20 protein-coding genes are annotated in these 23381 nt (G+C 71.7%); 7 read left to right on the top strand and 13 right to left on the bottom strand.

The genetic code is table 11. The features are described 5' to 3' along the window. Positions 1-27 precede the first annotated feature (27 nt). From BLQ61_RS08720 to BLQ61_RS08710, 3 genes are all read right to left on the bottom strand, one after another. The gene (locus BLQ61_RS08720) at positions 28-876 is read right to left on the bottom strand and encodes a 3-hydroxybutyryl-CoA dehydrogenase (protein ID WP_091568947.1); all 849 of its coding nucleotides are present in this window, start codon (positions 874-876) and stop codon (positions 28-30) included. A 299-nt stretch (positions 877-1175) separates the two neighbouring features. After that, the gene (locus tag BLQ61_RS08715) at positions 1176-2657 is read right to left on the bottom strand and encodes an AMP nucleosidase (RefSeq protein WP_091568946.1); all 1482 of its coding nucleotides are present in this window, start codon (positions 2655-2657) and stop codon (positions 1176-1178) included. Positions 2658-2688: 31 nt separating this feature from the next. Next, positions 2689-4740 (bottom strand): putative bifunctional diguanylate cyclase/phosphodiesterase, encoded by a 2052-nt coding sequence (locus BLQ61_RS08710; RefSeq protein WP_091568944.1) that lies wholly within the window; start codon positions 4738-4740, stop codon positions 2689-2691. Between the two features lie 86 nt (positions 4741-4826). On the opposite strand from BLQ61_RS08710, the gene BLQ61_RS08705 reads away from it, so the two are divergent. Together BLQ61_RS08705 and dtd are read left to right on the top strand one after the other, a co-directional pair. Continuing rightward, a complete protein-coding gene (locus BLQ61_RS08705; RefSeq protein WP_245703927.1) occupies positions 4827-5834 on the top strand; it encodes a cation diffusion facilitator family transporter in 1008 nt (335 codons plus the stop codon). Beyond that, complete coding sequence (dtd, locus tag BLQ61_RS08700; protein ID WP_091568941.1) at positions 5831-6298, top strand: D-aminoacyl-tRNA deacylase; 468 nt, start codon at positions 5831-5833, stop codon at positions 6296-6298. Before BLQ61_RS08705 ends, dtd begins: the two co-directional genes overlap by 4 nt. A 53-nt stretch (positions 6299-6351) precedes the next feature. Here the strand turns inward: dtd and BLQ61_RS08695 are convergent, their stop codons facing one another. The 3 genes from BLQ61_RS08695 to BLQ61_RS08685 form a co-directional block, all read right to left on the bottom strand. Continuing rightward, entirely contained in the window at positions 6352-7107 is a 756-nt protein-coding gene (locus tag BLQ61_RS08695) for a sulfite exporter TauE/SafE family protein (RefSeq protein WP_091568940.1), read from the bottom strand. Between the two features lie 121 nt (positions 7108-7228). Continuing rightward, positions 7229-7690, bottom strand: coding sequence for an rRNA maturation RNase YbeY (gene ybeY, locus BLQ61_RS08690; RefSeq protein WP_091568938.1), 462 nt, complete (start codon positions 7688-7690; stop codon positions 7229-7231). A 67-nt stretch (positions 7691-7757) separates the two neighbouring features. After that, on the bottom strand, positions 7758-8717 hold the full coding sequence (locus BLQ61_RS08685) for a PhoH family protein (protein ID WP_091568936.1): 960 nt from the start codon (positions 8715-8717) through the stop codon (positions 7758-7760). Positions 8718-8799: 82 nt separating this feature from the next. On the opposite strand from BLQ61_RS08685, the gene ruvA reads away from it, so the two are divergent. The 4 genes from ruvA (at position 8800) to BLQ61_RS08665 (ending at position 13810) form a co-directional block, all read left to right on the top strand. After that, positions 8800-9375 (top strand): Holliday junction branch migration protein RuvA, encoded by a 576-nt coding sequence (ruvA, locus tag BLQ61_RS08680; RefSeq protein WP_091568935.1) that lies wholly within the window; start codon positions 8800-8802, stop codon positions 9373-9375. A gap of 86 nt (positions 9376-9461) precedes the next feature. Continuing rightward, positions 9462-10472 carry an ABC transporter substrate-binding protein gene (locus tag BLQ61_RS08675; RefSeq protein ID WP_091568933.1) on the top strand — a complete coding sequence of 337 codons (1011 nt, stop codon included), beginning with the start codon at positions 9462-9464 and terminating at the stop codon, positions 10470-10472. Positions 10473-10502: 30 nt separating this feature from the next. Beyond that, complete coding sequence (locus BLQ61_RS08670) at positions 10503-12737, top strand: ABC transporter permease (RefSeq protein ID WP_091568932.1); 2235 nt, start codon at positions 10503-10505, stop codon at positions 12735-12737. 29 nt (positions 12738-12766) lie between these two features. Beyond that, positions 12767-13810, top strand: a complete 1044-nt coding sequence (locus tag BLQ61_RS08665) for an ABC transporter ATP-binding protein (protein ID WP_091568930.1) — start codon at positions 12767-12769, stop codon at positions 13808-13810. 99 nt (positions 13811-13909) lie between these two features. On the opposite strand, the gene BLQ61_RS08660 is transcribed toward BLQ61_RS08665, so the two are convergent. From BLQ61_RS08660 to BLQ61_RS08645, 4 genes are read right to left on the bottom strand one after another with little or no spacing between them, the layout of a single operon-like run. Continuing rightward, the gene (locus BLQ61_RS08660) at positions 13910-16906 is read right to left on the bottom strand and encodes an Hsp70 family protein (RefSeq protein ID WP_091568928.1); all 2997 of its coding nucleotides are present in this window, start codon (positions 16904-16906) and stop codon (positions 13910-13912) included. A gap of 13 nt (positions 16907-16919) precedes the next feature. Then, complete coding sequence (locus BLQ61_RS08655; RefSeq protein WP_091568927.1) at positions 16920-17549, bottom strand: hypothetical protein; 630 nt, start codon at positions 17547-17549, stop codon at positions 16920-16922. A gap of 6 nt (positions 17550-17555) precedes the next feature. Further along, positions 17556-19451: an Hsp70 family protein gene (locus BLQ61_RS08650; RefSeq protein WP_175488262.1), complete on the bottom strand. Its 1896-nt coding sequence runs from the start codon at positions 19449-19451 to the stop codon at positions 17556-17558. A gap of 26 nt (positions 19452-19477) precedes the next feature. Beyond that, complete coding sequence (locus BLQ61_RS08645; protein ID WP_091568925.1) at positions 19478-20101, bottom strand: DUF2760 domain-containing protein; 624 nt, start codon at positions 20099-20101, stop codon at positions 19478-19480. 145 nt (positions 20102-20246) lie between these two features. On the opposite strand from BLQ61_RS08645, the gene ruvB reads away from it, so the two are divergent. Continuing rightward, positions 20247-21326: a Holliday junction branch migration DNA helicase RuvB gene (gene ruvB / locus BLQ61_RS08640; protein ID WP_091568924.1), complete on the top strand. Its 1080-nt coding sequence runs from the start codon at positions 20247-20249 to the stop codon at positions 21324-21326. Between the two features lie 19 nt (positions 21327-21345). Here ruvB and BLQ61_RS08635 read toward each other — a convergent pair whose 3' ends face one another. The 3 genes from BLQ61_RS08635 to BLQ61_RS08625 all read right to left on the bottom strand — a co-directional run bounded on the left by BLQ61_RS08635 (position 21346) and on the right by BLQ61_RS08625 (position 23267). Then, entirely contained in the window at positions 21346-22068 is a 723-nt protein-coding gene (locus tag BLQ61_RS08635) for an MgtC/SapB family protein (protein WP_091568922.1), read from the bottom strand. 269 nt (positions 22069-22337) lie between these two features. Further along, the gene (locus BLQ61_RS08630; protein WP_175488258.1) at positions 22338-22787 is read right to left on the bottom strand and encodes a hypothetical protein; all 450 of its coding nucleotides are present in this window, start codon (positions 22785-22787) and stop codon (positions 22338-22340) included. A gap of 282 nt (positions 22788-23069) precedes the next feature. Beyond that, positions 23070-23267 (bottom strand): hypothetical protein, encoded by a 198-nt coding sequence (locus BLQ61_RS08625; RefSeq protein ID WP_139182737.1) that lies wholly within the window; start codon positions 23265-23267, stop codon positions 23070-23072. Positions 23268-23381 lie beyond the last annotated feature (114 nt).

Below are 23381 nucleotides of genomic sequence, written 5' to 3'. Positions count from 1 at the left end.
AGCTATGGATAAAGGAGCGTTGGGCGGTCAGTAGGCGTACACGCCATGTCCCGTCTTGCGGCCCAGGCGGCCGGCGGCGACGTACTCCTTGAGCAGCGGGCAAGGGCGGTATTTGCTGTCGCCGAACTCGGCCAGGTACACCTCCATCACCGCCAGGCACACGTCCAGCCCGATCATGTCGGCCAGGGCCAGCGGGCCGATGGGCTGGTTGCAGCCGAGCTTCATGCCGGCGTCGATGTCCTCGGGCGTGGCCAGGCCCTCGGCCAGCACGAAGAAGGCCTCGTTGATCATCGGCACCAGGATGCGGTTGACGACGAAGCCGGGCGCGTTCTTCACGGTGATGGGCGTCTTGCCCAGGCGCTCAGCGAGGTCCTTGACGGCGTCGTGCGTTGCGTCCGAGGTCTGCAGGCCGCGGATCAGCTCGACCAGCGCCATCATCGGCACCGGGTTGAAGAAGTGCATGCCGATGAACTTGTCGGCGCGGCTGGTGGCGGCGGCCAGCTTGGTGATCGAGATCGATGAGGTGTTGGAGGCGATCAGCACCTCGGGCGCCAGCAGCTTGTCCAGCTGCTGCAGGATCTTCAGCTTCAGCTCGCAATTCTCGGTCGCGGCCTCGATCACGATCTGCGCGCGCTGCAGGTCCTCGTAGCGCGACGAGCCCTGGATGCGCGCCAGCGCCGCATCGCGCGCCTCGGCGGTGAGCTTGTCGCGCTTGATCAGCCGGTCCAGGCTGGCGGCCACTGCCGCCTGGCCCTTGTGCACGGCGGCGTCGGAGATGTCCACCATCACCACGTCCAGCCCGGCCACGGCGCAGGCCTGCGCGATGCCGTTGCCCATGGTGCCGGCGCCGATGATGCCCACGGTCGAAATCGTCATGTGAAAGTCCTTTGAAGGGAAAAGCAAAAAGCAAAAAGCGGTGCGCGATCGTATCGGCTTCGTATCGCGCCGCGCCCGGCAGCGGCGGGCCGCGCGCCACGGGACAGCCGCCCGCGCGACAGGGCGTGGCCGGCCGCCGGGGAAGCCGGACCCAGCGCCCCCGGGGAGCCCGCCATGCAGGCCACGCCAAGGCCCAGCAGCAGGGGCCGTGCGCCCGCCCAGGGTGCCCGGTCGTGACCGTGAGCCGGGGGCGCAGGTCCGGCGCCAGGCCCGCCCGGGCGCCGGCCGCAACGGCCTGCTTACTGGAACGCTACTTCGGCGAAGCTGCGCAGCTTGCGGCTGTGCAGTCGGTGCGTGCCGCCGGCGCGCAGGATGTCGATGGCGCGCATGCCGATGCGCAGATGCTGGTCGACGCGCTCGCGGTAGAAGTGGTTGGCCATGCCGGGCAGCTTGATTTCGCCGTGCAGCGGCTTGTCGGACACGCACAGCAGCGTGCCGTAGGGCACGCGGAAGCGGAAACCGTTGGCGGCGATGGTGGCGCTTTCCATGTCCAGCGCCACCGCACGGCTCTGGCTGAAGCGCCGCTGCGGCAGGTTGTCGGGCAGCAGCTCCCAATTGCGGTTGTCGGTGCTGGCCACGGTGCCGGTGCGCATGATGCGCTTGAGCTGGTCGCCGGGCATCTGCGTGACCTCGGCCACCGCCTGCTGCAGCGCCACCTGGATCTCGGCCAGCGCGGGAATGGGCACCCACAGCGGCAGCTCCTCGTCCAGCACATGGTCCTCGCGCACGTAGGCGTGCGCCAGCACGTAGTCGCCCAGCTGCTGGCTGTTCCTCAGGCCCGCGCAGTGGCCCAGCATCATCCAGGCGTGCGGGCGCAGCACGGCGATGTGGTCGGTGATGGTCTTGGCGTTGGCCGGGCCGACGCCGATGTTGACCATGCTGATGCCGCTCTGGTCGGCACGCACCAGGTGGTAGGCCGGCATCTGCGGCAGGCGCGGCGGCGGGCTGCCGAGCTCGTCCACCGCCTCCGGGGCGAGGCCGGCGCGGCGCGTGACGACGTTGCCCGGCTCGATGAAGGCGATGTACTCGCTGTCCGGGTTCTCCATCTCGGCGCGCCCCAGGCGCACGAACTCGTCGATGTAGAACTGGTAGTTGGTGAACAGCACGAAGTTCTGGAACCACTCGGGCTGGGTGCCGGTGTAGTGGCGCAGGCGGTGCAGCGAGTAGTCCACGCGCGGCGCGGTGAACAGCGACAGCGGCATGGCCTCGCCCGGGCGCACCACATGGCTGCCGTTGGCGATGCCGTCGTCCATGGCCGAGAGGTCGGGCAGGTCGAACACGTCGCGCATCAGCAGGCGCCGCTCGGCGCTCAAGCTGCCTTCGATGTGGTCGTGCTCGGCGAACGAGAAGTGGATGGGAATCGGCTGCTCGGACAGGCCGACTTCCAACTCCACGCCGTGGCTGGCGCGCAGCAGGCGCAGCTGCTCCAGGTAGTAGCGCGCGAACAGGTCGGGGCGGGTCAGCGTGGTTTCGTAGCGGCCCGGCCCCTCCACGAAGCCGTAGGCCAGCTGCGTGGGTGCGCGCGCCACGGTGGCGGTCTGCAGGCGCACATAGGGATAGAAGGCGCGCACCGGGCTGGCCGGCGTCTCTCCGGCGACGAAGCGCTGCATGGCGCCGCGCAGGTGCTCGATCTGCTGCTGGTACAGGTGCTGCACCTGCGCCAGGGCCTCGGCCGGGTCGCTGTGCAGGGTGGGGGAGGGGAGGTCGGGGAGCTGGGCCATGGCGCGTATTTTCCACGCGCGGCGGGCGTGCTCAGCGGCTGCGCTCGCGCATCCAGGCTTCGGCCTGCGCTGCCGTCAGCGGGCGCGAGATGCCATAGCCCTGTGCCAGGTCGCAGCCCAGGCGGCGCAGCAGCTGCAGCTGGGCCTCGGTCTCCACGCCTTCGGCCACCGAGCGCAGCTGCAGGCTGCGCGCCAGCTGCACCACGGCGGTGACGATGGCCACGTCGTCGCTGTCGCCCGGCGTGTCCATGACGAAGGAGCGATCCACCTTGATCTTGTCCAGCGGGTAGCGCTTGAGATAGGCCAGCGACGAGTAGCCGGTGCCGAAGTCGTCGATCGCCACTGACACCCCCAGCGCCTGCAGGCGGCTGAGCGTGGCGCGCGCCTGGCCGGCGTCCAGCATCAGCGCCGACTCGGTGATCTCCACCTCCAGGTAGCGCGGCGACAGGCGGCACTCGCGCAGCACCTGGGCAATGTCCTGCGCCACGTCGCGCTGGCGGAACTCGATGGCCGACAGGTTCACCGCCACCGGCACGCGCGGCAGGCCGGCGGCGTGCCAGGCGCTGGCCTGGCAGCAGGCCTCGCGCAGCACCCAGTGGTCGATGGCGGCGATCAGCCCGCGCGACTCGGCCAGGGGGATGAAGTCCGCCGGCCCGACCAGCCCGCGTTCGGGATGCTGCCAGCGCACCAGCGCCTCGAAGCCGCACAGCCGCCCGCTGGCCACCTCCACCTGCGGCTGGTAGTGCAGCACGAAGGACTGCTGCACCAGCGCCTGGCGCAGCAGGTGCTCGTCGTGCAGCAGCGCCGCGGGCGCGCCTTCCATGCCGGCGGTGTAGAAGGCCCAGCTGCCGCGCTGGTCGTCCTTGGCGCGGCGCAGGGCGATGGCGGCGCGGCGCAGCAGCTCGTCGGCACTGTCGCCGTCCTGCGGGGACAGACTGATGCCCAGCGACGGCGAGACCGGCAGCGGCGTGCCGCCGATGGACAGCGGCGCGCGCAGTCGTGCCAGCAGTGCCTGGGCCTCGTGCGCGGCCTGGGCGCGCCCGCGCGGCACCGGCAGTAGCGCCACGAACTGGTCGCCGCCGACACGCGCCACGAAGCCCTCGCCCGGCGCCGCGCCGTCCTGCAGCCGCCGCGCCACCTCGCACAGCAGCTGGTCGCCGGCCTCGTGCCCGAGCGAGTCGTTGACGGTGCGGAAGTGGTCCAGGTCGAAGAACAGCAGCGCCAGCGGCGGGCGCTGCGGGGCCGCCAGCAGCTGGCCCAGCTGCTGCATCAGGTGGCGGCGGTTGGGCAGCTGGGTCAGCGCGTCGTGCAGCGTCAGGAACTCGGCGCGCTGCTGCGCCTGCTTGCGCGCCGAGGTGTCTCGCACAACCACCACGCGTGAGCCGCCGGCGGCGCGCGGCAGCGTCTTGCCCACCACCTCCAGCGCCAGCACCTGCGCGTCCTTGCAGACGATGCCGACCTCGTACGGGTCCTCGCGTCCCTGCGCCATGTAGTCGCGCACCGACTGCTGGTCGTGCGGGTGCACGAAGTCCAGCATGTGCCGGCCCAGCACTTCCTCGCGCGTGTAGCCGGTCAGGCGCAGCAGCGCGTCGTTGCAGTCGCTGATGATGCCGTCGTGGTGGAACGAAATGCCTTCGCCGGATGCGGCGGAAAAGCGCTGCAGTCGCTCTTCGCTGGCCTGCGCGGCGCGCTCGGCCTGCAGGCGCAGGGCCGCGTCGTGCAGCAACATGAAAAAGCCCGCCCCTGGCTGCGGCAGCAGGTGGATGTCCAGCACCCGCGGCTGCCCGTCCGCGCCGGTGTCCTCGTGGCGCAGCTGCGCCTCGTGGCCGGCCAGCGCCTGGTGCAGCGCCGGCGCCAGCTGTGCCCACAGCGTGGTGCCCGCCAGCTGCGCTAGCGTGCGGCCCGCCGCGGCAGCGGCACCCTCCAGCCCGGCCCAGTGGGCGAAAGCGGCGCTGGCGAAGCTGCAGCACAGCGTGTCCGCGTCGAAATGCGCCAGCAGCGCAGTGCCTGGCGGCGATGCGGGCAGGGGCGCCAGGCCGGGCGGGGCGTTGGCAGGATGGTCAAGGGTGGGCGTGAGGGACATGGCTGGGCAAAACTTATAGCCCGGAAACGCGGCCCTGGCGAGTCTGGCAAACCAGCGCTGCCGCGCCCGGCCGGATAATCGCCGGCATGCGCGATACTGCCCCTGCCGCCCGTCTGGCCCGCTGGATGACGCCGCTGCACCTGCTGCGCGCGTCGGTGGCGGTGGCGCTGCTGACCATCGCGCTCAAGACCCTGGCCTGGTGGGTCAGCGGCTCGGTGGGACTGCTGTCAGATGCGCTGGAGTCCTTCGTCAACTTGGCCGGCGCCGTGTTCGCCCTGGCCATGGTCACGGTGGCGCGCCGCCCGGCCGACGACTGCCACCCCTACGGCCACCACAAGGCGGAATATTTCTCGTCGGGCTTCGAGGGCATCCTGATCCTGGGCGCGGCCGTGGCCATCCTGGTGGCGGCGGCGCTGCGCCTGCTGCAGCCGCAGCCGGTGCAGGCGCTGGACTGGGGCGTGGGCCTGGCGCTGCTGAGCACGGCGCTCAACGCCGCGCTGGCGCGCGGCATGCTGCGCGCGGCGCGCGTGCACCGCTCGGCGGCGCTGGAGGGCGATGCGCGCCACCTGATGACCGACGTCTGGACGACGCTGGGGGTGGTCGCCGGGCTGCTGGCGGTGCGCGCCACCGGCTGGCTGTGGCTGGACCCGCTGGTGGCCATCGGCGTGGCGCTGAACATCCTGCGCGAGGGCGCGCGGCTGCTGTGGAGCGCCTCGCAGGGCCTGATGGACGAGGCCATGGCGCCCGCGCAGCTGGCACGCGTGCAGGCGGTGCTGGACGCGCATGCGCAGGCCAGCGCCGGCGCGGTGCACTTCGACGGCCTGGTCTCGCGCCGCGCCGGCGCGCGCAGCCACCTGGAGCTGCACATGCACCTGCCGCACGACTGGACGCTCTCGCGCGCCGCGCGCGAGCGCCGCGCCGTCGAGCAGGCACTCCTGCACGCCGTGCCGGGCCTGCGCGCCACCATCGAGCTGCTGCCGCGCGGCCACGCCACGGTCTTCGAAGTGCTGCAGGCGCGCCGCGAGCCCGCGCCCGGGCGCGGCAGCGAACCCGCCACCGCACACGGGGCGGCGCCCCGGGAGGACCTTCCATGATCAGCGTGCTGCAGCGCGTGCGCCAGGCGCATGTGGAGATTGATGGCCAGGTGGTCGGCCGCATCGACGCCGGCCTGCTGGTGCTGCTGTGCGCCGAGCAGGGCGACACCGAGGCGCAAGCCGAGCGCCTGCTGGCCAAGGTGCTGAAGCTGCGCGTGTTCGCCGACGACGCCGGCAAGATGAACCGCAGCCTGCAGGACGTGGGCGGCGGGCTGCTGGTGGTGAGCCAGTTCACCCTGGCCGCCGACACGCGCAGCGGCAACCGGCCGGGCTTCAGCCAGGCCGCCGCGCCGGCCGAGGGCGAGCGGCTGTACGCGCATTTCGTGGCGCTGGCGCGCGCGGCGCACCCGCAGGTGGAGACCGGCGAGTTCGGCGTCGACATGCAAGTCCATCTGGTGAACGACGGGCCGGTGACCATCCCGCTGCGCATCGCGCCGGAAGGCGATTTGCTTCGGAAAGCATAGCTGCAGGCCCTTGTGGAACAAGGGCTGGAGCCGCAAAATACCTCAAAGGCGGGTCACTGCTTCCAGAAGAACAGCGCCGTCATCACCAGCCCGGTGGCGACGATGCCCCAGCGCAGCACGGCCGGGGGCAGCTTGCGCGCCAGGCGTGCGCCGCCGTAGCCGCCGGCGGTGGCGGCGACCATCATCACCAGCGCCTGGTACCAGAAGACCTTGCCGCCGGCGGCGTAGATGACCACGGCGATGGCGGTGAGCAGCGCCGAGACCAGGTTTTTCATGCCGTTCATGGCGTTCAGCTGCGTCTGCCCCAGCAGGCCGAACAGCGCCAGCAGCAGGATGCCCAAGCCGCCGTTGAAGTAGCCGCCGTAGATCGCCACCACCAGCATGCCCAGCCCGGCCTTGAGCGGCGACGCGCCGGCGTGCGCGGCGCCCGAGCCAGCGGCCCACTGGCGCAGCTGCGGGCCGAAGGCGAACATGGCAGTGGCCGCCAGCAGCAGCCACGGCACGACCTGGTTGAACACCTCGTCCGAGGTCACCAGCAGCAGCGCCGCGCCGGCCGAGCCGCCGATCAGCGACAGCGCCACGGTGGAGCGCATCGACAAGCCGGGGGGCGCCTGCATGTCCTCGCGAAAGCCCCAGGCGCCGGCCATGTAGCCGGGAAGCAGCGCCACGGTGCCGGTGGCGTTGGCGATCACCGGCGGCACGCCGGTGACGACCAGCGCCGGCAGCGTCAGAAAGCTGCCGCCGCCGGCCACCGAATTGAGGGCGCCGGCCACGAAGGCGGCGGCAAGGAGCAGGGCAAGGTCGAACATCGGGCGGTCACAGGGGCGAAAAACAGGGAAGGGTCTTGATCTTAGGCAAGCCCGGCGGCGCCATTGGTCGTGCCCGGGGTTGCAGAGCTTTCACGCGCTGGCGGCGCGCCTGCCCAGGCTCCTAGCCGGCGTAGGGGTCGGCGAAGCCGAGCTCCCGCAGGATGGCGCTCTCGTAGTCCTCCATCTCCTGCGCATCCTGCTCGCTGGTTTCGTGGTCCCAGCCCTGGGCATGCAGCGTGCCGTGCACCAGCAGGTGGGCGTAGTGCTCCTCGAGCGTCTTGCCCTGCTCGCGCGCCTCGCGCTCGACCACCGGGGCGCACAGCACCAGGTCGGCCAGCACCGTGGGCGCCTGCTGGTAGTCGAACGTGAGCACGTTGGTGGCGTAGTCCTTGTGGCGGAACTCGCGGTTCAGGCGCCGGCCTTCCTGCTCGCCGACGATGCGCACGGTGATTTCCGCGTCCAGGCTGAGCGCATGGCGGATCCAGCGCGCTACGCGGTGGCGCGCCAGCAGCGCACGGTGCGCGGCCGAGTCGGCATCGCCGCGCGCGAACTGCAGCGACAGGGAAAGTTGGTTCAGCGCCATCGTTTCAGGTGTTTTGTGCCTGCAGCCCTTTGTTTTCAAGGGCCTCCAGCTATGTTTTTGAAAGCAATCAGCCGGTGCTGCCGGCGCGCCGCCCGCTGCCCTGCGCGTCGTAGGCGTCGACGATGCGCGCCACCAGCGGGTGGCGCACCACGTCGGCGCTGGTGAAGCGCGAGAAGGCGATGCCCTGCACGCGCTTCAAGACCCGCTCGACGTCGATCAGGCCGCTCAAGCTGCCCTTGGGCAGGTCGATCTGGCTCACGTCGCCGGTGACCACCGCGCGCGAGCCGAAACCGATGCGCGTGAGGAACATCTTCATCTGCTCGGGCGTGGTGTTCTGCGCCTCGTCCAGGATGACGAAGGCGTTGTTCAGCGTCCTGCCGCGCATGAAGGCCAGCGGCGCGATCTCCAGCGCGTTGCGCTCGAAGGCCTTGAGCACCCGCTCGACGCCCATCAGGTCGTACAGCGCGTCGTACAGCGGACGCAGGTAGGGATCCACCTTCTGCGTGATGTCGCCGGGCAGGAACCCCAGGCGCTCGCCGGCTTCCACCGCCGGGCGGGTCAGGACGATGCGCTGCACACTGCTCCTCTCCAGCGCATCCACGGCGCAGGCCACGGCCAGGTAGGTCTTGCCGGTGCCGGCCGGGCCGATGCCGAAGGTGATGTCGTGCGTGGCGATGTGGGACAGGTACTGCGCCTGGCCGCTGGTGCGCGCGCGCAGGTCGGCCCGGCGCGTGTGCAGCGGCGCTGGTGCGTCGGCGCCGCCTTCCTGCAGGTCGGGGTCGCCAGCCAGCATCAGCTGGATCTGGTCGTCCCGCAACGGGCGCTCGGCCATCTCGTACAGCGCCTGCAGCAGCTCCATGGCCTGCGTGGCCGCGGCCTTGGGGCCCTCGACCTTGAACTGCTCGTGCCGGTGGGCGATCTGGACCTGCAGCGCCGCCTCGATGGTGCGCAGGTGCGCGTCGGCCGGGCCGCACAGGTGGGACAGGCGCACGTTGTTGTGCGGAAGAAAGGTGTGGCGCAGGATCACGCTGATAATTTCTGCAGGCTAGGGTCAGACAGGAACACAGGGCGGCGCGTGCAGGGCACGGCGCGCCCGATGAAGGACATCCATGATAGGCAAACTCACCGGCACGCTGCTGGAGAAGAATCCCCCCGAGGTGCTGCTGGACTGCCACGGCGTGGGCTACGAAGTGCAGGTGCCGATGAGCACCTTCTACAACCTGCCGGGCGTAGGCGAGCAGGTTTCGCTGCTCACCCACTTCATCGTGCGCGAGGACGCGCAGCTGCTCTACGGCTTCGGCAGCGCGCCCGAGCGCCAGACGTTCCGCGAACTGATCAAGGTCGCCGGCGTGGGCCCGCGCACGGCGCTGTCCATCCTGTCCGGCATGGGCGTGCAGGAGCTGGCGCAGGCGGTGACGCTGCAGGAGGGCGGGCGCCTGGTCAAGGTGCCCGGCATCGGCAAGAAGACCGCCGAGCGGCTGCTGCTGGAGTTGAAGGGCAAGCTGGGCGCCGACATGGGCGGCGCGCGCGCACACGTGACCAGCGACGCGCAGGCCGACATCCTGCAGGCGCTGCTGGCCCTGGGCTACAACGACAAGGAAGCGGCGGCGGCGCTGAAGGCGTTGCCGGCGGAGGTGGGGGTGAGCGAGGGGATCAAGCTGGCGCTGAAGGCGCTGGCGCGCTGAAGCGGGCCGGCGCGCGACAGTGCGCGCGTCCGCTACGATGGCTGCCCGGTCCGGACACAAGAATTTTTCAAGGAGAGGAGAGCCATATGCAGCGATGGTTGGTAGCAGCGGCCCTGGCAGGCGCCACATGCGGCGCGCAGGCGCAGGGACAGGTGAACGTGATCTGCTCGGTGCAGGCCGAATGGTGCAACACCATGGCCACCGTCTACAGCAAGACCACCGGTGTGAAGGTGAACATCACGCAAAAAGGTTCGGGCGAGGCCCTGGCCCAGCTGAATGCCGAGAAGGCCAATCCCAAGACCGACCTGTGGTTCGGCGGCACCGGTGACACGCACCTGCAGGCCGCCGAGATGGGGCTGACGCTGGAATACAAGTCGCCCCTGCTCAAGGATCTGTACCCCTGGGCAGTGCGCCAGGCCGAGGACGCGAAGTTCCGCACCGTGGGCGTGTACCTGGGCCCGCTCGGCTTCGGCTTCAACAACGAGCTGCTGGCCAAGAAGAAGGCATCCGCGCCCACTTCGTGGGCCGACCTGCTCAAGCCCGAATTCAAGGGCGAGATCCAGATGGCCAACCCGGCCTCCAGTGGCACCGCCTACACGGTGATCGCCACGCTGGTGCAGATCATGGGCGAGGACAAGGCGTTCGATTACCTGCGCGCGCTGAACAAGAACATCAGCACCTACACCCGCTCGGGAACGGCGCCGGTGAAGGCGGTGGCACGCGGCGAGACCATGGTCTCCATCAGCTTCGTGCACGACGTGACGACCGAGGCCGTGCAGGGCTTCCCGGTCGGCTCCAGCACCCCGTCCGAGGGCACGGGCGCCGAGATCGGCTCGATGAGCATCGTCAAGTTCGGCCCCAACACCGACAACGCCAAGAAGTTCTACGAGTGGGCGCTGACCCCGGGCGGCCAGCAGTTCGGCCTGGCGGCCAAGCAGTTCCAGCTGCCCAGCAACAAGCATGTGCCAAAGGACCCGCGCGTGGTCGATCCGGCCAAGATCAAGCTGATCAATTACGACTATGCGAAGTACGGCGCCAGCGCCGAGCGCCGCCGCCTGATCTCCAAGTGGGAAAAGGACGTGCAGGACGCGCGCTGATCGGTGCCGCGGCCTGAAGCTCTGCGCCCCATGCCGGACGTTGCCTTGGTGGCCGAGCCCGCGCGCCCGACCGCTGCCCACGCGCATGCCAGCGCCGGTGCCAACCAGGCGCTGTGGGCCTGGGCGTTGGTGGGGCTGGCGGCCTTCGTGCTGCTGCCCTGGTTCGCGGTGCAGGACGGCAACGGGCTCGCCCGGCTGGCACAGGGCTGGAGCGACGAGCGCACGGGCAACGGCCTGGTGCAGGTCCTGCGCTGGCAGCGCGTGTGGCTGCTGGCCGCGCCCGCCGGGCTGCTGGTGGCGGCGCTGGCGGCCATGCTGGCGCCCGGGCGGCGCCAGGGCGCGCTGCTGCTGGCCGGGCCCGGGCTGGCGCTGCTGGTGTTGCTGGCCAGCGGTTTCAGCATCGGCGCGCGCGGCTGGTCGTTCGGGTGGATGAACCAGGCCTGGGGCGAGCTGGCGGTGCGCCAGTGGGGCCTGGGCTGGGGCGCGTTCGGCGTGCTGTGCAGCCTGCTGATGCTCACCGCCTTTGGCTTGGCGCGGCGCGGGCTGTTCCGTGGCGACCTGTTCGTCGCCGCCGCGGTGCTGGGCTGCGCGGCGCTGCTGGCGCTGTTCATCGTTTTTCCCGTGGCCAAGGCGCTGAGCGCGGCCTTCTTCACCGAGGACGATCGGCTGACCTGGAGTGCGCTGGGCGAGCGGCTGCTTTCCGAGCGCAACTTCGGGCTGTCGTGCCTGTCGGGCGGGCGCCGCTGCGGCGTGGCCTGGAATACCCTGTTCATCGGCCTGCTGACGGCCGCCAGCACCACGCTGCTGGGCACGCTGCTGGCGCTGCTGGCCGAGCGTTCGCGCCTGCGCGGCAGCCGCGTGCTGCAGCTGCTGGCCCTGGCGCCCATCGTCACGCCGCCCTTCGTGGTCGGCCTGGGGCTGATCCTGCTGTTCGGCCGCGCCGGCGTGGTCAACGCTGCGCTGGAGGCCTGGCTGGGCGTCGAGCCCACGCGCTGGTTCTACGGCTGGCTGGGCATCTGGCTGGCGCAGACCTTCGCCTTCACCCCCATCGCCTTCCTGATCATGCGCGGCGTGGTGCAGGGCGTCGCGCCCAGCATGGAGGAAGCCGCGCAGACCCTGCGCGCCAGCCCGGCGCAGACCTTCCGCTCAGTCACGCTGCCGCTGCTGCTGCCCGGGCTGGCCAACGCCTTTCTGGTCGGCTTCATCGAGAGCATGGCCGACTTCGGCAACCCCATCGTGGTCGGCGGGCAGTTCTCGGTGCTGTCCACCGAGATCTTCTTTTCCATCGTCGGCGCCCAGTACGACCAGGGCCGCGCGGCGTCGCTGGCGTGGGTGCTGATGGCGTTCGCGCTGGTGGCCTTCGCGCTGCAGCGGCGCCTGCTGGGCCGCGCGCGCTTCACCACCGTCTCGGGCAAGGGCGACGCGGGCGTGCCCCTGGCGCTGCCGGCCGGGCTGGCGCGCGTGGCGCACGCGGTGGCGCTGCCCTGGATGGCGTTCACGCTGGTGATCTACCTGCTGGCGTTCGCCGGCGGCTTCGTGCAGACCTGGGGGCGCGACTGGACGCCCACGCTGGCGCACTTCCGTTCGGCCTTCGACGTGCAGTGGGGCGCGTTCGGCATCGTCTGGGCCGGCACCGCCTGGAACTCGTTCTTCACCACGCTGCGGCTGGCAGCGATCTCGGCGCCGCTGACGGCCACGCTGGGGCTGCTGATCGCCTGGCTGCTGGCGCGCACGCAGTTCCGCGGGCAGGGGGCGTTCGAGTTTTCGGCGCTGCTGGCCTTCGCTATCCCCGGCACGGTGCTGGGCGTGAGCTACATCCTGGCGTTCAACGTGCCGCCGTTCGAGCTGACCGGCACCGCGCTGATCATCGTGCTGTGCTTCCTGTTCCGCAATCTGCCGGTGGGCGTGCGCGCCGGCACGGCGGCGTTCGGCCAGCTGGACCGCTCGCTCGACGAAGCCTCGCTGATGCTGCGCGCCGGCAGCCTGCAGACGCTGCGCCACGTGGTGCTGCCGCTGCTGCGCCCGGCGCTGGTGACGGCGCTGGTCTACAGCTTCGTGCGCTCCATCACCACTTTGAGCGCGGTGATCTTCCTGGTCACCGCCGAGAACGAACTGGCCACCGCCTACATCATCGGCCGCGTGGGCAATGGCGACTACGGCGTGGCGCTGGCGTACTGCACGGTGCTGATCGCGCTGATGGCGCTGGCGACCGCGGCCATCCAGCGGCTGGTGGGCGAGCGCAATCTGGGCCGGCGTGCGGCCTGATGCGAGCGGGAAGGAAGGGACAGGGCAGCATGGCGGGAATCGTGTTCGAGTCGGTCTCCAAGCGCTACGGCAGCGGCGCCGGCGCGCCCTGGGCGGTGCAGGACATCAGCTTCGAGGTGCCGCGCGGCACGCTGACCACCATCCTCGGCCCCTCGGGCTGCGGCAAGACGACCACGCTGCGCCTGATCGCCGGCCTGGAGTCGCCCAGCGCCGGGCGCATCTGGATCGACGGGCAGGACGTGACCACCCTCGGCCCAGCGCAGCGCAACGTCAGCATGATGTTCCAGAGCTACGCGCTGTTTCCGCACCTGACGGTGCTGGAGAACGTGCGCTACGGCCTGCGCATGTCGGGCGTGCCGCGCGCGGCGGGCGTGGAGCGTGCCCGCCAGGCGCTGCACGGCGTGGGCCTGCAGGGTTTTGACGCGCGTCTGCCCAGCGAGCTGTCGGGCGGGCAGCAGCAGCGCGTGGCGCTGGCGCGCGCGCTGGTGCTGGAGCCGGCGGTGCTGCTGTTCGACGAGCCGCTGTCCAACCTGGACGCACGCCTGCGCCGCGAGATGCGCGAGGAGATCCGCGCGCTGCAGCAGCGCCTGGCGCTCACCGTGGCCTACGTGACGCACGACCAGGGCGAGGCGCTGGCGGTGAGCGACCAGATCATCGTCATGGACGTGGGCCACATCGCGCAAAGCGGCACGCCGCAGCAGCTGTACGAGGCGCCGTGCAGCGCCTTCGTCGCCGGCTTCATGGGCGAGGCAATGCTGTTCGCGGCGACGGCGGACGCGCAGGGCCAAGTAGCGCTGGGCCCGCTGGCCATCACACCACGCCAGCCGGTGGCGGAGGGCAGCGTTCAGGTGGCCGTGCGGCCCGAAGCCTGGCAGATCGGCCCGCCCGGCCAGGGCCTGGCGGCCATGGTGGCCAAGCGCACCTACCTGGGCAGTGGCTACGAATACACCTTCGACACCGCGCTGGGCGCCATCTTCGTGGTCTCGGCCGACCCGGCGCACGCGCTGCCGGTGGGCGCGCAGGCCGGGCTGCGGCTGGGCGCGCACGGCGTGTCGGTGGTCGCCGCCGGCTGAGGGACGGCAGGCGAGCGTCTCCCGTGCACGCGAGGCCAGGTGGCCTCGCGCCTGGTGAAGGCGGCCATCGATGCGTTCAAGGCCGGTGGGCAGCGGTACTCACAGCAGCACCAGCCCCGGCGGCAGGCTGTCGCCCAGGCTGCGCTGCCGGTCCTCGGCCTCCAGCTGCACCACTTCGCGCACCTGCTCCTGCCAGCGCGCGGGCGCGCCGCTGGCCTGCAGCCTGTTTAGCACCTGCGTGCGCATGGCGTCGGGCACATCCAGCGTGCGCTCGCCCGTGCGGCGCGCGATCTGCACGGCGGCGAACATGGCGTGCTCGTTCTTGCGCCAGTCCTGCGCCAGCGTGGCGTCCAGAAACTCCTGCGCCGCCGCCGGCGGCATGACGCGGTGGGCGTTGGCCGCCAGCGCCGTGCGCGCGGCCAGGCGGCCGATGGCCCACCAGGTGTGCTGCGGCTCGTCCGGGCGCTTCAGGCGCTGCAGCATCCACTGGCCCATCTCGCGCCGGTATTCCCACGGCACGGCTTCCATGGCGGCGAACAGGCGGAGCATGTCGTCGTAGCTGCCCCAGCGCGCGCGGGCGCTGCGCTCCACCGTTCTCTGCATGCAGCCGGCGACCTGTTCCAGCACCTCCATCTGCTGCGCTTCATGAAGCCCGGCGGCGACGCGGCGCCACAGCACCCACCATTCGGTCCAGTTGGCGGGGTCTTGTGGGTGCGCCAGGCCCTGCGGCCACAGCTGCCACAGCTGGCCGACGCGCCAGCCGTCCAGCTCGGCACCGACGCCGGGGCGCAGGCACCAGCCGGTCAGGTTCAACCAGGCGCGCTCGTGCTCCGGGGTGCGCCGGCGCCGGCGGGCGCGCGCCAGCAGGGCGTCGGCCAGCGCGCGCAGCAGGGGCAGGCTCCACTGCTCGCGCGGGCCCAGCAGCTTTTGCAGCGACTGGCGCAGCTGGCGCACGTCGCGCGGCGCCACCTCCTGCGCCTGGGTGCCGAAGATGCGCTCCAGCAAGCCTTCCGCCTCGAGCAGGCGGGCGGTGGCGGAATCGGGGTCGTTTTCGGCTCCAGCGCTGGTTCCGTCAGCACCGGAAGCTATGGTTTTTGATGAGTCTGCAGCGTCCTGGACCACGCCGCGCACGGTAAACGGCAGGCGCCAGGACTGCGCCGGGTCGTCCACGGACACGCAACGCACCTCCAGCGTTCCGACCTCGGTCATGGTGGTCTGCAGCTGCACCTCGATGCGCGCGCTGGCGCGGCCTTGCGGAGCGGGCAGCACGGTGGAGGCCGGTGGCAGCTCCACCCAGCCTTCGCCCGCCAGGGGCACGATCTGCCCGGCCTGTGCCTGGCCCTGGCTGCGCGCCACCAGGGCAAAGCGCACTGGCTGGCCCAGGCGCAGCGCGAAGCGCCGCCCGGACAGCACCAGCCGCGTGCCTTCCTCGGTGCCGCGCGGCAGCAGGCACAAAGCCTGCGGCGCGCCTGAAGTACCGCTCTTGCCCGGCAGCACCAGCCAGTAGCTGCGCGCCGAGCCGCCGCCGATGCGCGGCACTATCTGTTTGATAGCATTAGACCCTTGTTCCGCGAGGACATCGGGCCGATTTGACTGGTATTGCGTGAGCGCATGCGCCGCCGCGCCGCGTGCCACCGCCCAGTCTGGATGTGGGTTGTGCAGCACCTGCACGGGCGCGCCGCGCCAGCCGGTCAGCAGCTGCGCCAGCCGCTCGGCCAGGGCATGCGCGTGGAACACGCCGCCGTTCAGCAGCAGGGTGTCGGGCAGCGCGCCGTGCAGGCGGTTGAGCGTGGCGCCGGCGCCTGCGTCCGTACGCCGATCGGTTGCAGCATTCGCGCTGCCATCCGCTGCTCCGTTCACCGCCCCATTCGCGGCCCCGCCTGCCGGCCTGCCTACGGCATCGGCATCGGCGCCGCCGCCTTCCTGCGCAGCGTGCAACGCCAGAAACTGCACCAGATGGCGCGAGATCGCCGCGTCCTGCGGATACGGCAGCCCCAGCCCGCGCAGCGCCCCCTGGCGGCGCGTGGGCACATCGTGCAGCGCGGCGGGCGGCAAAAAGCCCTCGACCACCCACTGGCGCACGTCGCCTTGCGCCAGCTGCACCGAGCGCGTTTGCGCCAGCAGCTTCGAGCCGGTGCCCAGCAGCGTGATCGGCAGCGCAGCGGGGGCATTATTGGCCAGCAGCCGCTCCTTGGCGGCGCGGCAGCGCTGCACCAGTTCGGCAAAGCGCGCGGGCGCCAGGCGCTGGCCTTCGCCGCCGGCGAAGTGCGGCTCCAGCCGGTGGGCAAGCGCCAGGTCCATGTTGTCGCCGCCCAGCATCAGGTGCTCGCCGACGGCGGTGCGGGTCAGCACTGGCAGGCCGCCGTCCTGGGACGGCTCGATACGCACCAGCGTCAGGTCGGTGGTGCCGCCGCCCACGTCCACCACCAGCACCAGGCGGCTGCCTGCCAGGCGATCGGCCAGCTGCTCGCCCTGCAGCACCAGCCAGTCATGGAAGGCGGCCTTGGGCTCCTCCAGCAGCTGCAGCGACGCCGGCAAGCCGGCCAGCCCGGCCGCCTGCAGGGTCAGCGCGCGCGCGCCCTCGTCGAACGACGCCGGCACGGTGAGGGCGACGACCTGATCTGCCAGCGGCGCGTCGGGGTGTGCCGCGTCCCACGCCGCGCGCACGTGCGCCAGCGTGCCGGCCGAGGCCTCCAGCGGCGAGATCTTCGCCACGTCCTCGCCCGCGCCCCAGGGCAGGATGGGCGCGGTGCGGTCCACGCCGGGGTGCGACAGCCAGCTCTTGGCGCTCGCCACCAGCCGCTGCGGCGTGGCCGCGCCCAGTTCGCGCGCCCAGCGGCCGATCACTGCCGGCGCCGCGTCGCTGGCGCCGCGAGGCGGCCAGGGCGTGCGCCAGGCGTCGCCCAGCTCGCCCGGCGCCCCCTGGTAGCGCGCCGAGGGCAGCAGCGCATCGGCCTGCACCTCGGCCGGCGAGACGCGCTGGGGCAGGGGCAGCAGGCGGATGTCCTGCGCGCTGCCGGTCAGCTCTGCATAGGCCAGTGCGGTGTGGCTGGTGCCCAGGTCGATGCCGACGGCGTAGCGGGCGGTGGTGGCCATGCGGGCGCGCTCGTCAGGCCAGGGCGGCCATGTCCCGCACCAGGGCGGGCTGCGCCTCCAGCACCACCAGCGGCACGGCGATCCAGTTCTCCGCATGGTCCTTGGCGGGCAGCAGGCGCAGGTAGGCGCAGACCGGCAGGGCGAACTTGTTCAGCAGCGTCATCTGCAGCGGCAGCAGCGCCTGGAAGCCGGGGGCGAAGGCGTCGGGCGTGGTGACCAGGTTGACGTGCCGGCCCAGGCTCTCGCCGTGCAGCTGGAAGTGGCTGGACTGGGCCGTGGCTGCCGTGTCCTGCCCATCGCGCGAACTCCTCAGCCGGACCTGGAACGTGGTGAGCGTAGCCTGCACCCAGCCGTATTCGGTGAGCGAGCGTTCTGCGTACTCCCGCGGGTTGAGGGCCGGCTGCCCGGCCAGGTGCGGCCAGGTGCGGCCCAGCATCTGCAGGGTGGACAGGGGGTGGCTGCGCGCCTCCTGCGCGCCGACCTCGGCGGAGAACGGCAGCAGGCCGCCGCCCGGCTGCGGGCTGCGCGTCCGCACCAGAGTGGCCGCCGCCGGCTCACCGGAAGCGACTTCGTATTGGTCCGCGATGAAGTCCCGGTCCAGGTACACCAGGGCGCGCTGCAGCGTGGCGAGAGATGCAGGCATGGCGGCTTACGCTCCGGCGGCCTGGGGCGACGGCGCCGTGCCGGCGCGCACGTCGAACTCGACCTTCCAGCGCTCCTCGCCGCCCACCGGCACGGCGTTCAGCTCCAGCGTGCCGATGTCGGTCACATGCGCGTGCAGGGTGACCGGCACCACCTCGCCGGCGGCGCGGCCCTCCGCCGGCAGCAGCAGCTCGATCTCCTGCAATTCCGTCAATTCCTCCGGCCCCCAGAACTCCAGCATCGTGCCCACCGCGTCCTGGCGGCGCACGCTGGAGCCGAAAAAGCGCAGCCGCACCGGCTCGCCCACCACCAGGCCGAACGGCTGGGTGTCGAGTTGCACTTCCGTGCCTTCCTCCATGCCGAACGGTGCCAGGCACAGCGCGGAAATGGGCGGCTCCATGCCGGGGATGGCCGGCATGTTGCCCTCCACGCCGACGTAGTAGCTCTGCGCCGTGCCGCCGCGGATGCGCACGCCGCGCCCGGCGCTGGCGATGTGGCCGTAGTAGGCGGCGCCGCGCGCCACCGCCAGGTCCAGCTGTGCGCCCTCGAGCAGCCGCACGGGCGGCGCGCCTTCCGCGGCCAGCCAGGCGTTGAGCACCTGCAGGATGCGCGCCTCGATCTGCGGCGCCTTGAGCACGCCGCCGTTGAACAGCACGGCCGTGGGGTGCAGGAAAGTGGCGCCCTCGGGCGGCGGGGCCAGGCCGTCGATCTGCGCGGTCGCGCCCGTCTGGCGCGCCAGGAAGGCCGCCAGGTGGCGCGTCACCGCCGCGTCCTGCGCGTAGGGCAGGCCCAGTTGCGTGAGCGCGCCGCGCGCCCGCACCTGCGGGCGGTCGCTGGCGGCGGCCTGCGGGAAGAAGCCTTCGACCAGCGTTTGCAGTACCTCGTCCCGCGTGACTTCGGTGCGGATGCTGCCGCCGATGAGTTTCGAGCCCCGGCTGGGTACGACCACTGGCACGCTCGGCAGGGTCTCGTCGGCCAGCAGCTGCTCCTTGGCCGCGCGGCAGCCGTGCGAAAGCGCCCGCGTCTGCCAGGCGTCGAGCTGGCGGCCCTCGGCCGCGAGCTTGCGCGCCACGCCGTAGGCCAGCGCCAGGTCCATGTTGTCGCCGCCGAGCAGGATGTGCTCGCCCACGGCGACGCGCTGCAGCTGCAGATTGCCATCCTGCTCGAGCACGGCGATCAGCGACAGGTCGGTCGTGCCGCCGCCCACGTCCACCACTAGGATCACGTCGCCGTGCGCCACCTGCTTGCGCCAGGCGCCGCCGCTGGCCTGGATCCAGCTGTAGAGGGCCGCCTGGGGCTCTTCCAGCAGCGTCAGGTGCTGGAAACCGGCGGCGCGGCAGGCCTCGGCCGTGAGCTCGCGCGCGGCCGGGTCAAAGGACGCGGGGATGGTCACCGTGACCTGCTGCTCGGCCAGCGGCGCATCCGGGTGCGCCTGCTCCCAGGCCCGGCGCAGGTGCTGCAGGTAAGCGGTGCTGGCCTGCAGGGGCGACAGGTGCGGCACTTCGTCGGGCGCCTCGGGTGGCAGGATGGGCGCGCGCCGGTCCACGCCGGGGTGACACAGCCAGCTCTTGGCGCTGGAGACGAGCCGGATCGGCGTGGCCGCGCCGCGCGCGCGGGCGAACTCGCCGACGATGAAGTCCTGCGGCGCGTCCTGGCCGGGCAGGGCGCGGTCGGCGGGCGAGAGCTCACTTTCGTGCGGCAGGTACAGGAACGACGGCAGCAGCGGCTGCGCCTGCACGCTGGCCGGGCCGACGAGCTGAGGCACCTGCAGCACGCCCTGCGCCACCTGCTCGCCGTCGCTGGCGGCTGCGTCTACCCAGGACAGGGCGCAGTGCGTCGTGCCCAGGTCGATGCCGATGCGGTACTGGGGGTGTTTTTGGCCTCCTGCCCTTTGCTCTTCCAGGCTTCCAGCTATGGAATCAATAGCGCTCACAGCTCCACCTCCGCCTGAGCCAGGATGCGCGCGGCCTGGGGGTCGGTCAGCTGCGGCAGGCGCGCGTCGGTGGCCTGCCAGCCGCGGTGCGCCAGGGTGCCGGTGAACGGCGGCTGGCCGACCACGTTGCCGCTGACGCGCACGGCAGCCGCGTCGAAACCCGCGGGCAGCGTCACGCGGCTGCCTTCGACTTCAGCGCGCACCGGCTCGATCTGGAAGTGCTCGGCCAGCACCTTGCGGCAGCCCTCGTGCACCACGCGCGCGGCGGCGCCGATGTCGGCGTCGCTGTAGCCGGCGGTGTCTTCCTGCACGAAGTCGATGAAGCGCGCCTGGCGCTGCAGCAGGCCCAGCAGCTGCAGGGCCGACGCAGGGCTGTGCGACTCGACCGTCTTCTCCACGATTTTGTCGACCGGCACCTCGACGCGGGTCTCGACGATTTTCTCGACGGGCACCTCGACGCGCACTTCCTTCGGCGGCACGTCGGCGGCCAGCGGCTCGCCGGCGCGCAGGCGGGCCACGTTTTGCGCGAGGCGCGGGTTGCCCAGGATGGCGAAGAAACTGCCGATCGCCAGGGCGATGCGGCTGAGGAACGATGGGGGTTGGGAGTCAGGAGTGCTCATGGGCAGACAAAAGGGCGGGCCGCCCGCGCCGGGCCAGCGATCCGCCAGAAAAAGGCGCGCACGAAGCGCGAAAAGGGGCAACGATGTTACCCAAAGGCCCCCAGGCGACTTGCGCGCAGGCCCTTGGCGCACAATATTCCACTGTATGAGCATACAGACGGACGACTTCGCACCCACCCCCGCGCCGGCCGCGGGGGCCCGCGCCGCGCGCGTGATTTCCGCCGCGCCCGTGTCGCCGCAGGAAGAAGCGCTGGAACGCGCCCTGCGCCCGAAGCTGCTCGACGAGTATGTCGGCCAGGCCAAGGCGCGCGAGCAGCTGGAGATCTTCATCGGCGCGGCCCGCAAGCGCGGCGAGGCGCTGGACCACGTGCTGCTGTTCGGCCCGCCGGGCCTGGGCAAGACGACGCTGTCGCACATCATCGCCACCGAGCTGGGCGTGCAGCTGCGCCAGACCAGCGGCCCGGTGCTGGAAAAACCCAAGGACCTGGCGGCGCTGCTGACCAACCTGGAAGCCAACGACGTCCTGTTCATCGACGAGATCCACCGCCTGTCGCCGGTGGTCGAGGAGATCCTCTACCCGGCGCTGGAGGACTACCAGATCGACATCATGATCGGCGAGGGCCCAGCGGCGCGCTCCATCAAGCTGGACCTGCAGCCCTTCACCCTGGTGGGCGCGACCACGCGCGCTGGCATGCTGACCAACCCGCTGCGCGACCGCTTCGGCATCGTCGCGCGGCTGGAGTTCTACACGCCCGAGGAACTGGCGCGCATCGTGCGCCGCTCGGCGGGCCTTTTGAACGCCCCCATCGACGACGACGGCGCCTTCGAGATCGCCCGGCGCTCGCGCGGCACGCCGCGCATCGCCAACCGCCTGCTGCGCCGCGTGCGCGACTACGCCGACGTCAAGGGCGACGGGCGCATCACGCTCGATATCGCCCAGCGCGCGCTGACCATGCTGGACGTGGACCCGCAGGGCTTCGACGTGATGGACCGCAAGCTGCTGGAGGCGGTGGTACACCGCTTCGACGGCGGCCCCGTGGGGCTGGACAACATCGCCGCCAGCATCGGCGAGGAAAGCGGCACCATCGAGGACGTGATCGAGCCCTACCTGATCCAGCAGGGTTTCTTGCAGCGCACGCCGCGCGGGCGCATCGCCACGCTGGCCGCCTACCGGCACCTGGGCGTGGCCCCCCCGCGCGCGGCGGGCGGGCTGTTCGGCGAATAGTCCTGCGGCTGGGTGGCGGTCAGTTCGCCGGCGCGGTGCCGGCGCTCCAGTAGGCCTGCAGCACGCCGGGCAACTGCTCGATGCGCTGCACCGCAGCCTCCAGCTCCGGCCCGTCAACCGAGGTAGCGTACAGCACCGCCTCGATCTCGGCATCGCGCTGGCCCACGGGGTGTTTGTTCACCGTGCGCACCGGGTAGTGCGCGGCGTCCAGCAGCTGCACCATGCGCTCGCGCACCTCGGCCTGCTCGCCGCGCCGGCACAGGGCGTAGACGTGGTAGGTGGCCTCGGATGCGGCGCTGCTCAAGGGGCTGCGGTTGATGTGGTTCACCACGGGCCGCAGCAGCGTGTTGCTGGCCAGCACGAACAGCGTGGCCAGCGCCGCCTCGACCATGAAGCCGGCGCCCGCGCAGGCACCCACCGCCGCCGAGCCCCACAGCGTCGCCGCGGTGTTCAGTCCGGTGACGTTGGCGCCCTCCTTCATGATCGCCCCGGCGCCCAGGAAGCCCACACCGGTGATGACGTTGGAGACCACGCGCGCCGAACCCTCCACGCCGTTCATGCGCATCGACAGGTCGACGAACACCGCCGCGCCCACGGCGACCAGCGCGTTGGTGCGCAGGCCGGCCGTGCGCTGGCGCACCTGACGCTCGAGGCCGATGAGGCTGCCGAAGACGAAGGCGAACAGCAGGCTGACCAGGGTGTTCAGCGTGGCGGCGGGGTCGAAGTTGTGCAGGGCCTGCATGGGCGGAAGGGGAACGGAAAGGAAAAAGGAGTGAAAGTAGCGCAGCCGCGCGGGGAAGCTTCGGGCGTGAGGACGAAACAAGTCCAAGCGCGCTGTGGCAAGCCGCTGCGGTGCGGCAGCCCATCAGGCCAGGGCTTGAGCCCGACCGTGGCCGATCCGATGGTGGCGAGCAGCGCAGCAGAGGCTTCGGTCGACCAGGCCAAGGTTCGAGGCCCGGGCATGGCCGCGACGACCGGTGCAATTCCAGTTGCCGCTGTGGGCAGGGCAGATCAGGCAGGCGCAGTGCCGGCCCCGGGGCGGGCGCCCCAGCGCCAGTCCCGCACGGCGGCCAGCAGTCCGCCATCACCGTCCGCCACCGCCTTCCTCGGCATGGCCACCGGGCGCAAGGGTGCCCCGAGGGTGGTCGGCGCCGCCATCGCCTGCCAGCGCCGGCGCGCCAGGGCCGGCAGCGCCTGCACCACCGCGCGGCGCTGCGCCGCGGGCAGCAGCGACAGCGCATCGGCCAGCTGCAGCGGGCTCCAGGCGGCCACCGCCCGGACAAAGGCCGGGGCGCCGGCTTCCTCCAGCAGGTGCTGCAGCAGCTGCGGCCGACGCAGGCGCAGGGCGGCCAGCAGCGCGCGTGCCAGCGCATCGCTGCCCGGCGGGGGCGCGATGGCGTGGGCGGACACATCGAACGAGGGACGGCGGCGGGTGCGCGGCGGACGGGAAGAGGACGGCATGGGAGACGGGGACGGGAACTGAAGGGGCAATGGAATAGAAAAAGGAAAAATGTCCGGGCCACCGCGCGTGGGCTGCGCGCCGCACCAATGGCAGCGCGCCGGCGCAGCGGCGTCCGGTACAGGGGGCGACAGAAAAATGCACGCAGGGCCCACTGCCCGCCCTGCCGCGCCCAATGCGCGGAAAACGGACGGTGCGGCGCCTGCGGCGCGGAAACGTCGTGTGGGCGGCCAGCACGGCCGCCCCAGCGGAAATGCCAGGCCATGGGCCCGGCCCGGAGCGCCTCAGCGCTCGCTGCGGCCCTGCTGCGCCGCCTGCATGCTCAGAAAGCTGCGGATGCGGTGCGTGGGCCAGTCGGTGCGCGCGTCCAGGTCGAGCGTTGCCGGGCAGGCACGCACGGGTGCCTGCAGGCCATCAGGCTCCGGCTGCGCCCGGCCAGGCAGGGCGCGGCGCAGGAGGAGGGTGTTCCAGAAAGCGGGCATGGCGATCTCCTGTGCGGACACGGGAGCCGCCACGTGGCAGCCAGGGTTCAACCAAGGGGCGCGCTGGAGCGCGGGGCACAGCGAAACGCCGGCGCGGGCCCTGCACCGCCGCCC

Source organism: Oryzisolibacter propanilivorax, assembly GCF_900103645.1.
Taxonomy (GTDB): domain Bacteria; phylum Pseudomonadota; class Gammaproteobacteria; order Burkholderiales; family Burkholderiaceae_C; genus Melaminivora; species Melaminivora propanilivorax.
The sequence above is the reverse complement of the archived record's forward strand: the minus strand, read 5'-3'. Positions and strand labels throughout refer to the sequence as shown.